General features: G+C 31.7%; 19 protein-coding genes. 1 reads left to right on the forward strand and 18 read right to left on the reverse strand.

Annotated features, from left to right (window positions below):
- Positions 1–7: 7 nt before the first annotated feature.
- The 18 genes from atpG to JHL18_RS12560 form a co-directional block, all read right to left on the reverse strand.
- On the reverse strand, positions 8–868 hold the full coding sequence (gene atpG / locus JHL18_RS12475) for an ATP synthase F1 subunit gamma (RefSeq protein WP_200269613.1): 861 nt from the start codon (positions 866–868) through the stop codon (positions 8–10).
- 38 nt (positions 869–906) lie between these two features.
- On the reverse strand, positions 907–2,415 hold the full coding sequence (gene atpA / locus JHL18_RS12480; RefSeq protein ID WP_200269615.1) for a F0F1 ATP synthase subunit alpha: 1,509 nt from the start codon (positions 2,413–2,415) through the stop codon (positions 907–909).
- A 10-nt stretch (positions 2,416–2,425) separates the two neighbouring features.
- Positions 2,426–2,965 carry a F0F1 ATP synthase subunit delta gene (locus JHL18_RS12485; protein ID WP_200269617.1) on the reverse strand — a complete coding sequence of 180 codons (540 nt, stop codon included), beginning with the start codon at positions 2,963–2,965 and terminating at the stop codon, positions 2,426–2,428.
- Positions 2,966–2,967: 2 nt separating this feature from the next.
- On the reverse strand, positions 2,968–3,447 hold the full coding sequence (locus JHL18_RS12490) for a F0F1 ATP synthase subunit B (protein WP_200269941.1): 480 nt from the start codon (positions 3,445–3,447) through the stop codon (positions 2,968–2,970).
- A 92-nt stretch (positions 3,448–3,539) separates the two neighbouring features.
- Entirely contained in the window at positions 3,540–3,761 is a 222-nt protein-coding gene (atpE, locus tag JHL18_RS12495) for an ATP synthase F0 subunit C (protein WP_200269619.1), read from the reverse strand.
- 27 nt (positions 3,762–3,788) lie between these two features.
- Positions 3,789–4,475, reverse strand: coding sequence for a F0F1 ATP synthase subunit A (locus JHL18_RS12500; protein WP_200269621.1), 687 nt, complete (start codon positions 4,473–4,475; stop codon positions 3,789–3,791).
- Positions 4,476–4,477: 2 nt separating this feature from the next.
- On the reverse strand, positions 4,478–4,849 hold the full coding sequence (locus JHL18_RS12505; RefSeq protein WP_200269623.1) for a hypothetical protein: 372 nt from the start codon (positions 4,847–4,849) through the stop codon (positions 4,478–4,480).
- A 1,010-nt stretch (positions 4,850–5,859) separates the two neighbouring features.
- Positions 5,860–7,041, reverse strand: a complete 1,182-nt coding sequence (locus tag JHL18_RS12510; protein ID WP_200269625.1) for an acetyl-CoA C-acetyltransferase — start codon at positions 7,039–7,041, stop codon at positions 5,860–5,862.
- Between the two features lie 431 nt (positions 7,042–7,472).
- Positions 7,473–8,618 (reverse strand): non-hydrolyzing UDP-N-acetylglucosamine 2-epimerase, encoded by a 1,146-nt coding sequence (wecB, locus tag JHL18_RS12515; protein WP_274600955.1) that lies wholly within the window; start codon positions 8,616–8,618, stop codon positions 7,473–7,475.
- Positions 8,619–8,783: 165 nt separating this feature from the next.
- On the reverse strand, positions 8,784–9,272 hold the full coding sequence (locus JHL18_RS12520) for a deaminase (protein WP_200269627.1): 489 nt from the start codon (positions 9,270–9,272) through the stop codon (positions 8,784–8,786).
- Between the two features lie 41 nt (positions 9,273–9,313).
- Entirely contained in the window at positions 9,314–9,943 is a 630-nt protein-coding gene (gene upp / locus JHL18_RS12525) for a uracil phosphoribosyltransferase (protein ID WP_200269629.1), read from the reverse strand.
- Positions 9,944–9,961: 18 nt separating this feature from the next.
- Complete coding sequence (gene rpiB, locus JHL18_RS12530; protein WP_200269631.1) at positions 9,962–10,411, reverse strand: ribose 5-phosphate isomerase B; 450 nt, start codon at positions 10,409–10,411, stop codon at positions 9,962–9,964.
- A 41-nt stretch (positions 10,412–10,452) separates the two neighbouring features.
- Positions 10,453–10,908, reverse strand: coding sequence for a low molecular weight protein arginine phosphatase (locus JHL18_RS12535; RefSeq protein ID WP_200269633.1), 456 nt, complete (start codon positions 10,906–10,908; stop codon positions 10,453–10,455).
- 13 nt (positions 10,909–10,921) lie between these two features.
- Positions 10,922–11,971, reverse strand: a complete 1,050-nt coding sequence (locus JHL18_RS12540) for an L-threonylcarbamoyladenylate synthase (RefSeq protein ID WP_200269635.1) — start codon at positions 11,969–11,971, stop codon at positions 10,922–10,924.
- A 22-nt stretch (positions 11,972–11,993) separates the two neighbouring features.
- Positions 11,994–12,581, reverse strand: a complete 588-nt coding sequence (locus tag JHL18_RS12545; RefSeq protein ID WP_200269637.1) for a hypothetical protein — start codon at positions 12,579–12,581, stop codon at positions 11,994–11,996.
- 73 nt (positions 12,582–12,654) lie between these two features.
- Entirely contained in the window at positions 12,655–13,737 is a 1,083-nt protein-coding gene (gene prfA / locus JHL18_RS12550; RefSeq protein ID WP_200269640.1) for a peptide chain release factor 1, read from the reverse strand.
- Positions 13,738–13,886: 149 nt separating this feature from the next.
- Positions 13,887–15,638 carry a peptide chain release factor N(5)-glutamine methyltransferase gene (gene prmC / locus JHL18_RS12555; RefSeq protein WP_200269642.1) on the reverse strand — a complete coding sequence of 584 codons (1,752 nt, stop codon included), beginning with the start codon at positions 15,636–15,638 and terminating at the stop codon, positions 13,887–13,889.
- A gap of 34 nt (positions 15,639–15,672) precedes the next feature.
- Positions 15,673–16,266 carry a thymidine kinase gene (locus JHL18_RS12560; RefSeq protein WP_200269644.1) on the reverse strand — a complete coding sequence of 198 codons (594 nt, stop codon included), beginning with the start codon at positions 16,264–16,266 and terminating at the stop codon, positions 15,673–15,675.
- A 443-nt stretch (positions 16,267–16,709) separates the two neighbouring features.
- On the opposite strand from JHL18_RS12560, the gene rpmE reads away from it, so the two are divergent.
- Positions 16,710–16,916, forward strand: coding sequence for a 50S ribosomal protein L31 (rpmE, locus tag JHL18_RS12565; RefSeq protein ID WP_183279837.1), 207 nt, complete (start codon positions 16,710–16,712; stop codon positions 16,914–16,916).
- Positions 16,917–17,034 lie beyond the last annotated feature (118 nt).

Here is a 17,034-nt window from a genome sequence, read left to right on the forward strand (position 1 = left end):
CTCCTCACTATTTTTGCGCATTTGCTCCACTCACTATTTCACTAATTTCTTGAGTAATAGCGCCTTGTCTTATTCTATTATATTTAATATTGTATGCATCCAAAAGATCATTAGCATTCTTAGTAGCTCCGTCCATAGCTTGCATTCTTGAATTTTGTTCACTTGCCTTAGAATGAAGTAATGAATTAAGAAGTTTCCCCCTAAAATATACATTAAATGTATTTTCAACAATTGATGAATTATTCGGCTCTATTAAGAAATCACTTCTTTTTGCATTTTTGTCTTCATCTTTAACTATTGGTAAAAGTTTATCAACAGTTACTACTTGTTTAACTGGTGAGTAAAAATGAGTATATACTACATTAACTTCGCCAACTTCATTGTTTTTATATAACCTTAAAGCATGCTCAACTACAGTCTTTGCTTCTTTAACAGTAGGTACATCTGGAATTTGAACATATTCAGCTGTTGTCTCAAAGCCATATTTTTTTACATACGATATACCTTTTTGACCAACGACCATAACAACATTATTTAAAGTATCTAAACCAGCTACTTCATGTAACTTAGAAGCCACACCATGATTGAAGCCTCCGCACAGACCAGAATCTGAAGTAAGCACAATATACAGTTTTTTCGCTGATTCATTTCCTTTTATGTAACTACTGCTATTATCATCATCTATAGACTTTATCAACTCGTCTGCAACTTTCTGGATAGAATTAAAATATCTATTATTGGTTTCCAATTCCATTCTAGCTTTTCTTAGTTTAGAAGTGGCAACAAGTCCCATGGCTTTAGTTATCTTTTTGGTGTTGGTTACTGACTTAATTCTTCTTTTTATATCTAAAAGTCCAGCTCCTGCCATCCATTCCACCTCCTAAAAGATTGCATAGCTTAAAAAAGCTATGCTAAAAATATCTTCTTAAATTCTGCTATTGCTTGCTCAAGGCTTGATTTAATTTCATCAGTTAAAACTTTACCTTCAGCAATTGACTTTGGAATATCTCTATGATGTGTATCAATATATTCTAAGAAGTCTTTTTCAAACGCTTTTACGTCAGATACTTTTATATCAGATAAGAAGTCATTTACAGCAGCATAAAGGATTATTATTTGCTTTTCAACATCCATACCTGAATATTGATCTTGCTTTAACACTTCTATTAGTCTCTTACCTTTTTCAAGTCTTCTTTGAGTATCTTTATCGAGGTCAGAACCAAATTGAGCAAAAGCTGCAAGTTCTCTATACTGAGCAAGTTCTAGTCTTAAGGTACCTGAAACTTGTTTCATAGCTTTTATTTGTGCATTACCACCAACTCTGGAAACCGACATACCTGAGTTAACCGCTGGTCTTTGACCTGCATTGAATAGTTCTGACTCAAGGAATATCTGACCATCTGTTATGGATATAACATTTGTTGGAATGTAAGCCGTGATATCACCAGCTAGTGTCTCTATTATAGGAAGCGCAGTTAATGAACCTCCACCATTCTTAGCAGACAACTTTGCTGCTCTTTCAAGTAATCTTGAGTGAATGTAGAAAACATCTCCTGGATAAGCTTCTCTTCCTGGTGGTCTCTTAAGTAGTAAGGACATCGTTCTGTAAGCTACAGCATGCTTAGTTAAATCATCATATACTATTAATACATGTTTGCCTTGATTCATAAAATATTCACCCATTGAACATCCAGCATATGGAGCTAGATATTGAAGTGGTGCCGAATCAGCTGCAGTGGATGCAACTATTATAGTATAATCCATTGCTCCCATTTCAGTAAAAGTGTTAAATATATGAGCAACTGTAGATTGTTTTTGACCTATAGCTACGTATATACATATAACATCTTTACCTTTTTGGTTTAAGATTGTATCTATAGCTATAGCAGTCTTACCAATTTGTCTATCTCCAATTATAAGTTCTCTTTGACCTCTTCCGATTGGAATCATTGAGTCGATAGCTTTTATACCAGTTTGAAGAGGTTCATTAACTGAACTTCTATCAATTATAGTTGGAGCCGGTGTTTCTATTGGTCTGTAACCATCATTCTTTATTGGTCCTTTAGCATCTATTGGTATACCTAATGAATTTACAACTCTTCCAATTAAGGCATCTCCTACTGGAACCTCAACTATCTTTCCAGTTCTCTTAACAATATCCCCTTCTTTGATCCCTTCTTCAGAACCTAGAAGAACGCATCCTACGTTATCTTGTTCTAAATTTTGAGCCATTCCATAGACATTGTTAGGGAATTCAAGAAGTTCACCTGCCATGCAATCATCCAAACCGTAAACTCTAGCAATACCATCACCGATCTGAATAATTGTACCTGAATCTACAGTTTCGATTTGCTTTTCGTATTTTTCTATTTCTCTTTTAATTATAGATGTTATCTCTTCCGGTTTAATATTCATGGATTCACCTCTATTCTCTCTTAAGCATTAGGCCCTTCATCTCTTCAAGCTTTAGCTTTATTGTTCCGTCAATAACGTCATTTCCGACCCTAACGTAAAGTCCACCTATTATGCTCTTATCAATCTCTTGCTCAAAGATAATATTTTTATCATATTTCTTTTCAAGCTTTTCTTTCAAACTTTTTAATTGTATCTCTTCTAAAGGAATTACACTTTTCACGTTTGCGATAAGTGTATTATTTCTTTCTAGATAGATTTTTTCCATCTGATCTAGTTTTTGTCTTAAATAAAGAATTCTATCTTTTTCTATTAATATTAATAGAAAAGAAAGTAATTCATCATCAATTTTTTCTTTAAATATATTAATAAAAGTCTTCTTCTTTTTATTTGTACTTATTTGCGGATGTTTAATAACTTCAAAGAAGTCAGGATTATTGTAAACTAAATCACATATCTCCCTAAGATCTTGAAGATATTCTTCAACTTTTCCTTTTTCTTCTGCTATTTTATAAAGAGCAAGTGCGTATCTTCTATCTAAATATTCATACATAATTAGATACCTACCTTAGCAATAAAGTCATTGATAAGTTTTTTATGCTTATCCTCGTCAATACTTTCTTCAAGAGCTTTTGTAGAAATAAGCACTGCTAAATCGACAACCTGCTCTCTTATTTCTTGTTCTGCTTTCTGCTTTTCTCTGTTTATTTCTACTGTGGCTCTATCTAATAAAGTTTGAGCTTCAGTTTTTGCTTGCTCTACAATTTCTTCATAAATCTTATCTGCTTTTTGTTTTTGAGCTTCAGTAATTTTCTTACCTTCATCCTTAGCAGATCTTAAAACTCTTTCGTTTTCTAATAATAACATTCTAGCTTTTTCAGTGTCCTCATCAGCTTTATCAAGCTTTGATTGTATATCGCTTTGTCTATCCTCAATTACCTTACCTACTTTTCCAAAGAAAAAGTGTTTAACAATAGCATATAGAACCAAAAGATTAATTAATGCTGCTAAGACCTCTGGCCATTTTATCTCCAACATCTACATCTTAGCCTCCCTTCGGAGCAAAACTAATTATTATATTTAAAATTCCAAACAATAATTTATTTGCCTACTAATAGCTTTTAACGTTACTTTACAACAAATATTAATAATATAGATACTAATAGTCCATAAATAGCTGTTGCTTCTGCGAATCCAGCACCAATCAATAATGTAGTTGTTATCTTACCACTAGCTTCTGGTTGTCTTGATATACCTTCAACGGCTTTACCTGTTGCAATACCAATACCTATACCTGCTCCAAGACCTGCTAATACCGCTATACCTGCTCCTAATAATCTAATATCCATTCCAAAATCCTCCTTAAAAATGTGTTTTTAATGCTCAACTGTAATTTTAATATTTATCATGGTCAACATTACAAATATGACCATTTGTATAAGCCCATCGAATATATCGAAGTATCCGTGAAATAATATCGGAATACCTAATTGGGCAAACCAACTTATGTGATGAAGTGCATAATATATTAGTTCAACTAAAACAGTTCCAGCTAAAATATTACCAAAAAGTCTTAGGCTCAATGAAACTGGTAAAATAGCTCTCTCCAAAATATTAAGAGGTAACATAGGCCAAAATGGTTTTGCATATCCACCTAAGTAATGTCCAAATCCTACCCTCTTAATTGCAGTTCCATGAACTAAAAGAAAAGTCATCAACGAAAATGAAATAACAACATTAATATTCATAGTCGGTGGTTTGAATCCTAATAGACCTATAAGATTCAAAAATAACAGATAAACACCAATTGTACCAATGTAAGGTACGAAACTTTTAAAGCTCTCACCCATATTATCTACTACAGTATTATTTACAAATTCATATATGGCTTCAAGCACAGTTTGTTTTTTATCTGGAATCTTTTTAAGATTTCTTGTAGAAATTATGCATGCTGCTGCAATAATAACCAAGACAATCCATTCTATAACTAGAGCCAAAGTTATATTAAATGTCGTTCCGCCAATAGGAACTTTGTAAACAATAATGGGATCTAATTCTACCAACCCTAATCACTTCCTTTCCTATCTATAAAACAATATAAAATAATACCTAAAAACTGAGCTAATGTACCCAGTATATAGGCTATCAAACAAATATAATCACTAATAAATAAAAAAGCAACTGCAATAATGATTACAAATTGGAGCATATAACCTATATATGCCAATAAAACACTTTTCTTTTTCGAAAAATTAAGTAAAGTATGTATACTATAACCTTTAATTATTAATATTGTTGATGAGACTACTATGCCTGTAAAAAACGCTAGCGCTACGCTCATATTATATAATTTCGTAAGTAATAGTGAAATACTTAACCCTATAAGTAAGTTTGCTCTAAAAACTCCGAAAATAAACTTTGATACCGTTCGATCCATATCATTCTCCCCTAATGTCGAGCACGAAATTATTATATTACTGTATGTCCTTACTTTAAAGTTTTGATTTCGTTCTTAAATAGCTTATTTAAGCTAAATAAGTGAAATTACCTCTTAGTAATTCACTAATACGTCCTATATCTCTTGGAAATTTCATTTTTCTTTTTTTCCGCAACATATATTATAGAATCAATCATTTTTCCGAATATTTAAAAATATATTTTTTTCTACAATATACTCTATGATAACATTTTCAAAACTACATTTAATACATTTTATTACATAAAGTTTTTTATAAATCATTATTTTTTAACACTATATTGAATTACATTAAACTTTTCAAGATATTAATATTAAAATCTTTTAACACAATTGAATAAACATTATTATAATTATTCAAAAAAAATTTTTATATTATTGCACCATTCAGTATCAAAACAACTCTGAACATGCTTTATCTAATGAATTCTTCATTCTTAACCATAATAAAAGTTTTAAAATCCACTGAATCTTTTCGCACTTTTTCTTGCATATTTGCTTATTGCTATTTTTAACATCTGCTTCTTACATTAATTAACCAACTTTAGTCACTTAGATTATACTCTGTTAGTTTAATCTAAATTTAGATAAACGTTTTTCATTAACCACAAATTTTAGTTTTCAAGTGCGTAGTTCAAACTTTAGATATATTTCAACTCATAATTATTCTATATATTTTTACTATATTTATTCATAATATAAAGAACTTATTTTAGTCAAAATATAAATACTTGACATATTCCGTCATCTGAGTTAACAACTGACTATTACTAAAACCTTTCAAAACAAAAAAGCATTATGAAGGTTTCACTTTCGTTGTTTATTTCTATATATAGCTGTACAGCTTCGTGGTAAAACTTATTATTTTTAAATCCTCTCACCAGAATCCGTGAGAGTTTTAAAAATAGATTTCGGATCGAAGTTGTATATCTTTATACAGTAAAAAACAGCCCTACAATGGGCTGTTTTAATTATACTCTTTCTACTATTAAAGCTGTTCCTAATCCTCCACCGATGCATAGAGTAGCTAAACCTTTTTTAGCATCTCTTTTTTCCATCTCGTGAAGTAATGAAACAAGTATTCTTGCACCTGAAGCTCCAACTGGGTGTCCTAATGCAATAGCTCCACCATTTACATTAACTTTGCTCATATCAAAGTTTAAGTCTTTAGCAACAGCTAAACTTTGGGAAGCAAAAGCTTCATTAGCTTCTATTAAATCTAAATCTTCTACTGTTAAGTTAGCAACTTCTAAAGCCTTCTTAGTAGCATGGAATGGACCATATCCCATTATTGTTGGATCAAGACCTTTTGATCCGTAAGAAACTATCTTAACTAATGGTTTGATTCCTAACTCTGCAGCTTTTTCTGCACTCATTACAACAAATGCCGCAGCTCCATCATTTATACCTGAAGCATTACCTGCAGTTACTGTTCCGTCTTTCTTAAATGCAGGTTTAAGTTTAGCTAGTGTTTCAGCAGTTGTTCCGAATCTTGGGAATTCATCAGTATCAAATACTTTTGGTTCTCCCTTTCTTTGAGGAATTACAACTGGAACTATTTCATCCTTAAATCTTCCTTCTTTTACAGCCCTTTCAGCTTTTTGTTGTGACGCAGCTGCAAAAGCATCTTGCTCTTCTCTAGTAAGATTCCATTGTTCTGCTATATTTTCAGCAGTAATACCCATGTGATAGTTGTTAAAAGCATCAGTTAAGGCATCATTTATCATAGAGTCGATCATTTTACCATCGCCCATTCTTTGACCAAATCTTGCAGTCTTAAGTAAATATGGAGCTTGAGACATGCTTTCCATACCACCAGCGATTACTACATCAGCATCTCCTGCTTTAATCATTTGAGCTGCTAAACTAACTGCTCTTAGCCCTGATCCACATACCTTATTTATTGTCATAGCTGAAACTTCTACTGGAAGACCTGCCTTTATAACCGCTTGTCTTGCAACGTTTTGACCAAGTCCAGCTTGAATAACATTACCCATTATAACTTCATCAACTAAAGCTCCATCTACTCCAGCTCTATTTAATGCTTCTTTTATAACTAGTGCTCCTAAATCTACAGCTGGAACGTCCTTTAGTGCTCCACCAAATGAACCAACTGCAGTTCTAACTGCACTTGCAATAACAACTTCTCTCATGAAAATTACCTCCTAGGTTTATTTATTATTAGACAATTTTTTATCAATATTTAACTTCTTTATTTATTATAACTATTTTTCATATATTTATCAATAGCTATTGTTAAAAAAAACACAATCTAAAACACAGTTGTTATTTTCACTAATTATTATCTTCAATGGCAATTTAAAGCGAAATAATCTTTTTTCATTTATTTATATAATCAAGAAATTCACGGTAATATATATCTTTTTGTAATTAATAATGATTAACAATATTAGAATTTTTACCATACTTTTTTTCAAAATAAAAGTGTTTGTATGAATTTTCATATATTTATATATACATTTATCTATAGTTTTGTAGCAAAAATAGCACCTTACAATATAATAAATATAAAATAAAAAAGGAAGTAGTAAAATCACTACTTCCAGTTAAAAAAATAACAAGATTAGAACTCTTCAACTTTTTCTGAAGTTACATTAAAATACTTTAATATAGCTTTAACTATTCTTTGAGACGCTTTACCATCACCATATGGATTTATCGATCTACTCATCTCATTATATGCTTCGTCATTGTTTATTAATGCATTAGCCTCTCTTACTATCGTCTCCACATCAGTACCAACCAGCTTTACTGTACCAGCCTCAACAGCTTCTGGTCTTTCAGTTACATCTCTAAGAACTAGAACTGGCTTTCCTAGATGAGGTGCTTCTTCTTGAAGTCCACCTGAATCTGTCATTACCATAAAACTCTTATTGATTAAGTTATGAGTTTGTTTTGTATCTAGAGGAGGAAGAAGGTGAATCCTTTCCTTTCCTTCAAGCTTGCTAAAAACTACATCTTTAACAACAGGATTCAAGTGAACTAAATATACAAGTTCTACATCTTTATTTTCTGCAACTATATGATTTAAAGCATCACAAATATTTTCTATTCCTTCGCCCCAGTTTTCTCTTCTATGGGCAGTAATCATTATTACCTTTTTATTGTCAAAATCTATATAGTTAAGTTCTTCATGTTCAAAAACATAATTACTTTCAACAGTATGTTTCATAGCATCTATTACAGTATTACCTGTTATATATATATCTTCTTCAGTTATTCCTTCCCTAAGAAGATTATTTTTTGACCCTTTAGTTGGAGCAAAGTGCAAGTCTGCTATAGCTCCTGTCAACTTTCTATTCATCTCTTCAGGAAACGGAAAGTACTTATCAAAAGTCCTAAGTCCCGCCTCAACATGACCAACTTTAATCTGCTTATAAAACGCAGCAAGCCCACCAGCAAAGGTTGTTGTTGTGTCCCCATGAACTAGTATCATGTCTGGTTTCTCAGCCTCAAACACTTCTTCAAGCCCCTCTAACACTCTATTAGTTATACCTGTTAATGTCTGCTTAGTCTTCATTATATTTAAATCATAATCAGGTACTATATCAAAAAGCTCAAGCACCTGATCAAGCATTTCTCTATGTTGAGCAGTTACACACACCTTAGAGACAATATTACTATTCTTTTCTAGTTCTTTAACTAACGGTGCCATCTTAATTGCTTCTGGTCTTGTTCCAAATATAGTCATAATCTTTATAGTATTCAAATTTATTCCTCCTAAATCAAACCTATGAAAATTTGAACATTTTAACAACACTTAAGTTGTTGTTATTTTAATTATCACAAACTAACTTATGCAAATTTATGTTTCATATACGTTTATATTATAATTATGTATTTTGCAACTCTTTGTTAATTTAAAACAAAAAAATTAATAACCTGTTTGAGTACTAAGTGAGTCATCTTTGTTTATCCACTCATCTACATAAACAATCCTAAATTCATTTTTAGTATCCCTTATAACAACCATCTCAATACCTGCATTTATAATAAGCCTTTTACACATCGCACATGAATTGGCATCTTTCACAAATTCACCTGTATTTGCATCTTTACCTACTAAATATAATGTAGCACCAATCATATCTTTTCTAGAAGCACTTATAATTGCATTTGCTTCACTATGAACACTTCTGCAAAGTTCATAATGAGTCCCTCTTGGTACGTTAAGTTCTTCTCTTCTGCATTTTTTCAAATCAATACAGTTGGTTCTACCTCTTGGTGCTCCAGTATATCCAGTAGAAATTATCTCATCATTTTTTACTATTATAGATCCATAATTTCTTCTTAAACAAGTTCCTCTTTCTAGAACAGTTTCTGCAATATCTAAATAATAATTGTGTTTATCTCTTCTATCCATTATACTCCACCCCAAATTAGTAAAAAGGGCATAACGCCCTCTTACTTAGTACCAAATAATCTATCTCCAGCATCCCCAAGTCCAGGAACTATATAACCATGTTCATTTAACTTTTCATCTATAGCTGCAACATAAACATCTACATCAGGATGAACACTAGTTACATGTTTGATTCCTTCTGGTGATGATATTAAGCACATAAGTCTGATATTTTTACCACCCTTGTTTTTCAAAAGAGTTATTGCATCAGCAGCGGAACCACCAGTTGCAAGCATAGGGTCTACTACTATTATATCTCTTTCAGCTATATCTTGAGGTAATTTACAAAAATACTCAACTGGTTGTAAAGTTTCTTCATCTCTATATAAACCTATGTGTCCTACTTTTGCAGCTGGTATTAGTTTAAGCATACCATCAACCATTCCAAGTCCTGCTCTAAGAATAGGAACTATTGCAACCTTTTTACCTGCTAACATATTACATTTAGTTTTGCATATAGGTGTTTCTATTTCCACTTCTTCCATTTGAAAATCTCTAGTAACTTCATATGCCATAAGCATAGAAACTTCTGAAACCAACTCTCTAAAATCCTTTGAACCTGTGTGCTTATCTCTTATAAATGCTAGTTTGTGTAATATTAACGGATGTCCAATTTGTGTAACTTTACTCATAAAAAAATTCCTCCAATGTTATCTATTATATTTTTTTTCTATATCAGCTATTTTATCTATTCTTGTTGTGTGTCTTCCACCTTCAAATTCAGCTGAAAGAAAAGTATCAACAATATCTAAAGCTAATCCAGTGCCTACCACTCTTTCACCCATAGCTAAAATATTAGCATCATTATGTTGTCTTGTAGCATGTGCACTAAAAGTATCAGCACAAACTGCAGCTCTTATTCCTGGAACTTTATTTGCAGCTATAGAAATTCCAATACCAGTGCCACAAATTAATATACCAAAATCAAACTGTTTTGTCACTACTGCTTCTGCAACTTGAATGGCATAATCTGCATAATCACAAGAACTTTCAGTTAATGTACCAAAATCCTTTACTTCTATCCCTTTTAATTTTAAGTGCTCTATAACTTCACCTTTAAGCCTGAATCCACCATGATCACTTCCAATTGCTATTTTCATAATTACACCTCCAAAATTTATAAAAAAAGAAGACTAAAGCATTAAAAAATGCCTTTATCTTCCTTTATTTTTACCAATACTTTACCTATTATATTTTTTAATTGATCATATGTTTTTGAATAGACGTCAATAGAACCGCCGTATGGATCTGAAATCTCGCCCTTTACGCCAGCATATTCACATAATGAAAATACATTATTCGATTTTTTAGGGAAATTTGAAGCTATTAAATCTCTCATATAGCTAGTCATAGTCAATATTAAATCAGCGCTTTCTATCATATCGGAAGTTAACTGCACTGCTGATCTTTCGCTAATATCGCAAGATAGATTATTCATGACTAAACTAGCAGAGTGCTTGGAAGTTTTGCTACCAGGAACTATTGAAATACCAGCTGAATATGCTCTTACACCATTTATATCACAGCTGCTGTTAAATATAGCTTCAGCCATACAACTTCTACAAGTGTTACCTGTACACACAAAAAGAATATTCATACTTCCCTCCAATTTAAGCTTTTATTATATCAAACCCAGCAGCTTTTCTTAATCTATTCATTATGGCAAGACCTATCCCCTCTTCAGTAAATGCCTCACTAATAATATAATCTACTGCCGAATCATCAAACTTTCTTAATGTTTCAAAAAGACTTTTGGCTACTTCCTCAATATTATTTCTACTTCCAAGTGAAATAACATTTCCTTCTTTGTATAAATTCTTAGTTTCTTCTGTAGCCATGATACCAACTCGAAACCCTTTTTCTATATAATTTTGCACTATTTCATTTATTTTTTCAACACTTTTTTCTAAAGAACCTTCAACAATTGAAACCTTTGCCTTAGGTGCATAGTGTCTATACTTCATACCTGGCGCCTTAGGTTTAATATCATCGGATGGTTTCTTCATAACTGCAGCATCTATATACACCTCAGGATCTATTTTTTTAAGCATCTCTAAAGTTATACCTCCAGGCCTAAGCACACAAGGCGGAGTTACTGTACAATCAATTATAGTTGATTCTAATCCTACATTGCTCTCATTGCCTCCAATTATAAAATCAACCTTCTCATTTAAATCTTCAATGCATCTATATATATCAGTAGGGCTCGGTCTACCAGATATATTTGCAGATGGAGCTGCAATAGCCGTTTCAGAAAACTCTATAAGCTTAAGTGCTAATTTATCCTCTGGCATTCTTATTCCAATAGTGCTAAGTCCTGCTGAAGTAATGTCCGGTATAATAGCATTCTTGTTAAATAGAATAGTAAGAGGTCCTGGCCAAAACTTACTCATCAGTTTCTCTGCAACTTCTGGAATGTCTTCAACATACTTCTCTATATCTTTGCTTGCAACGTGAATAATAAGCGGATTATCTTGAGGTCTACCTTTTGCAATAAATATTTTTTTTACTGCATTCTCATTTAAAGCATCAGCTCCAAGTCCATATACTGTTTCAGTTGGAAAAACTACCGTCCCACCATTTTTTATGCTTTCTGCTGCTCTTTTAATATCCTCTACATTTTCTTCAATATTATTAATTATTCTCACTTCTGTTTTCAAAACAATTCACTTCCTCTAGATCTTAAATCTCAAGTTGGCCTCTTGCAATTTTTACATTCTCTATACTTAGATCCGTATATACTGCTTTAACACAATTCCTATATACCAAATCTAACAACTGATATTTTAAGAGTCCTCCATGTTTTATAATAGTAAAATAATATAGTTCTTCAGGCTTAAGTATTTTTATTTTTCTATACTCATTTGCAACGTAAGGATACTTTTTAAAAAAGTTTTTTGTTATAGGCTTCATAAATTTATTTCTAAGCTTTACTGTAGTGACAATTATAATTTCCATATTTTCGTCTTTTCCTTCAGTATGTACTAAAACAACTTTATCACATAATATAACATTTTCACTTTTCAAAATTCCTGTTCTTATCTTTAGCTTGTTATTTGAACAATTAAAATCAATAGCTATACTATTTGCAACAGCTAAAATAGCAATTAATATGAAGACCTCTAAAAATGTCAAATAACTAGTATAAAATATTGTAGTTTTCCCTAGAAGAAATACTATTATAGGTAGAGAAAAAAAGAGAAATAACATACTTAACAAAAATAATCTATACGACTTTTTTTGTTTCTTTACCGCCTTTGAGATATGCATAGTAGCTACTCTCCTTTATTAATCGTATTATTTAAGCCCTACATTTTCATGTAAGGCTTAAAAATCAAACTAATTAAAACTCAGTATTTCCCATAGCTTTCATCTTTTCAGCTTGGTCTGCAGTTATAAGACCTTGGATCATTTCTTCCATGTCTCCATTTAAAAATGAATCTAGTTTATAAAGCGTTAATCCAATTCTATGATCTGACACTCTTCCTTGTGGATAGTTGTATGTTCTTATTCTTTCACTTCTATCCCCTGTTCCAACTTGATTCTTTCTATCTTCAGCTATACCAGCAGCTCTTTCAGCCTCAGCTCTTTCAAAAAGTCTTGATCTTAAAACTTTCATAGCCTTTTCTTTATTCTTAAGCTGTGACTTTTCATCTTGACAAGATACAACAAGTCCTGTTGGAAGATGCGTTATTCTTACAGCTGAATCTGTTGTATTTACACACTGTCCACCGTGACCAGATGCTCTAAATACATCAATTCTAATATCTTTTTCACTTATATCTAATTCTACATCATCAACTTCAGGTAGTACAGCCACCGTAGCAGTTGATGTATGAATTCTACCACTTGATTCTGTATCTGGAACTCTTTGAACTCTATGAACGCCTGATTCAAACTTAAGTCTTGAATATGCGCTATCACCCTTTAGCATGAATACAACTTCTTTAAATCCACCAATATCAGTTTCATTTGTACTCATAAGCTCAACTTTCCATCTATGGTTTTCAGCATATCTTGTATACATTCTAAAAAGATTTGCAGCAAACAGCGCTGCTTCTTCTCCACCAGCACCTGCTCTGATTTCTATAAATACGTTCTTATCATCATTAGGGTCTTTTGGAAGTAATAAAACTTGCAAATCACCTTCTAATGCATTTTTTTGTTCAGAAAGATCTTTTATCTCTTCTTGAACCATTTCTCTCATTTCTCTATCATTTTCTTCAGCTAACATTTCTTTATTGGTTTCTATCTCATCTAAAACATCTTTATATTGTGTATACTTATTCACAACTATTTCTAGTTCCGCATGTTCTTTACAAAGTTTTCTCCACTCGTTCTGATTAGCCATGATAGATGGGTCTGATATTTTTACTGAAAGTTCATCATACTTATTTTCTATAAAGTTTAATCTATCTAATATCATCCTATCACTCCGTAATAATAAATTTCATATTTTTTTATTATATCATATATATTCCTATCATATCAATAGGAAATATATACAGACCATTTTATCCTTAAACTATAGTTTCCGTCTTAAAGTTGTCCCCGTTCGGTAACATTTGACTTACATCATCTATTTGCAGTTACAACTCTATCAAGCGATGCCAGGTCCTTAACTATTTTAACATTTTTATATCCTTTTTCAACTAGTAATTCTTTTACAGCTTCACCTTGATCATATCCAATTTCAAAAGCTATTGTTCCACCTTCTTTAAGAACCTGAATACTTTCATCAATTATTCTTCTATAAAAATTAAGACCATCTTCTCCTCCACTAAGAGCTATGATAGGTTCATAATCCTTAACATCTTCCATTAATGTAGGAATAACATCTTCCTTAATATACGGTGGATTAGATACAATTATATCGTAAATCTTATTTTCTTTTATGGCTTCTTCTAGTAGATTACTTTTTATAAATCTACATCTTCCCCCTAGGCTTAACTCACTTATATTTCTTTTAGTAACCAACTCAGGAGTATCTTCTATATCTATAAAATCTACCTTAACATTTTCTTGATTTTTTGCTATGGCAATACCTATAGCACCACTACCACAGCACAAATCACATAAGTCAATTACTTCTCCATCCTTAATTATACCCAAAACTTCATCCACTAAAACCTCCGTATCAGCTCTAGGTATTAAAACACCCTTCTCAACATGTAACTCTATTCCGTAAAACTCTGCTTGTTCAAGAATATACTTTATAGGCATTTTATTTTCTCTTTTCTCAATTAGAGCGTAGAATTCTTTGCATTTTTCTTCTTCAACCAATTCTTCCCTATGAGTAATTAAATAAAGTTTATCTTTTTCTATTACTTTTCCTAAAATAAGTTGACAATCCAAAACATAACTATCTATTTCCGCTGCTTTAAGCGTTTCATTACCTTTACTGAGCAGCTTACCAATAGTTTCATCATCCTTTATTCCTTCAGCTGCCTTAAGCGCTCTTATAGCAACTTCAATTTGATCATCCTCTGGTTCCCTAGTAGTCAGATTCTGAAGCTTTAACCCTGGTGCTGCTATTAATTGGGATAAGAAACTTTCGCTTTTTCCAATCCATCTTATAAGTTCAAAAGTTATTCCAGAAACTAAAGGTAGCAAAATCACTCTAGATAGTATTCTCTCCGGAAGCGAGTTCCACCCAGTAAAAGAAAAAGCAAATATACTAACTAGCATTACTAGAAGCATAAAATTAGTACCACACCTTGGATGAAATCTTTCAAACTTCTTTACATTTTCCACAGTAAGTTCCATCTCATTTTCATAACAAAATATAGTCTTATGCTCAGCACCATGGTATTGATACAATCTATTTATGTCGTCAAGTCTTCCTATTATATACATATATCCTAAAAGTATTATTACTCTTATTACACCTTCAATCATATTGAGTCCTACTACACCTATCCCTAAATGTTTGAACAATGAAGTAATTGCAGTAGGTATAGCTACAAATAGCGCAACTGAAAATATTAAAGATATCAATAATGTAAACCCCATTATTATATCATTACTTTTCTCACCAAACTTATCATTTATCCACTTATCAAACTTTGATGGTTCTTCCTCTTCTTCGAAAAAAGATGCAGAGTAATTAATACATTTGATACCCTCCACCATAGAATCCACAAGAGATATAAAACCTCTTACTACAGGCACACCAAGTATCTTATATCTTTTAGATACTGGTACAGTGTTTTTAAAATCAACCTCTATATTTCCATTAGGAGTTCTTATAGCTGTTGCTAAACCACTAGCCCCTCGCATCATAACTCCTTCAAGTACCGCCTGGCCTCCAACCTTAGTTTTCCTCATATATACCATCCTTTTATACTAAATATTTTTATAGTTATTCATTCCTTGTTTTTTTATATTTAAAATAGCAATCTCCACATAAAGACTCGTATTCTACATCATCAACATTATCTATAGCTATTTGCTCACCTTCAAAAACAAAACGACCATTTATCTTTCTACCATTTAATATAGCTTTATTTCCACAGTTACATATGGTCTTCATCTCTTCTATACTATGTGCAATTAATAGTAGTCTTTCACTACCTTCAAAACCATTCATTTGAAAATCAGTCCTTAAACCATAGCATATTACAGGTATATCCTTAACTACAGCAATTTCAAGTAGCTGATCTATTTGGTAGCTTTTTAGAAATTGAACTTCATCCACTAAGATGCAGTGTATTTTGCCATTTAGTTCTACCCATTGAGATACTTTTTCAAAAATATTGTCATCTTTTTTAGCAAGTAAATCTACAGTTCTTTCTACACCTAATCTAGATACTAGCTTGTCTCCACCTTTTTTATCCGTAGATGATTTTATAATTAAAATATTCATTCCTCTCTCTTCATAATTATATGCCACCTGCATAAGATGAGTTGACTTGCCTGAATTCATAGCACCGTATCTAAAATATAATTTACTCATAAAATAATCTCCTTTTTTCATCCTCAAACGTGTTTGATATGATTATATCATTATATGTATAGATGAACCACTTCATATATTAATTTTACATTCTAAATTTATCTAAATATATTACAGTCTTAAGAACATATTATATTATATAAGGAAGCTCTACATTTCAAAGCAAACTAATTCTACCTGCATCTATTAAAATATAGATTCATGTAGAATTAGCTTATCAATTATCAAATCTTATTTATTATCTATACTATACATAAGATTATTCTATTTTGTTTATAATTGATTGGTCAATTAGTAAAATATTCTTCATCAATCATGAAATGTCATAACTGTAGTTTAATAGACATATTTATTATTACCTCCTTATTGACTCACGTATTATGTCATGCTATACTTTAGTAGTTGCAAAAGCGACAGTATTTATTTCGAAAGAGGTGAACAAGATGAGAGAAGGCATACATCCAGAATACCACAACGATGCTGTGGTTAAGTGCGCATGTGGAAACACATTTACAACTGGTTCAGTTAAATCAGAACTTAAAGTAGAAATATGCTCTAAATGCCACCCATTCTTCACTGGTAAACAAAAAATCATTGATGTTGGCGGTAGAGTTGATAAATTCAAGAAGAGATTTGGTCTTGAAAAGTAGCAATCGTGGGAAAGATAAACTCTTTCCCATTTTTGTTTGGAATTTAGGCATCTTCAAAAATAGCTAGTACCTAATTAGCTATTTTTGAAGATGCCTTATATAATTGTTAACCTTAACC

The organism is Clostridium yunnanense, from assembly GCF_016595795.1.
In the GTDB taxonomy this organism is placed as follows: domain Bacteria; phylum Bacillota; class Clostridia; order Clostridiales; family Clostridiaceae; genus Clostridium_AR; species Clostridium_AR yunnanense.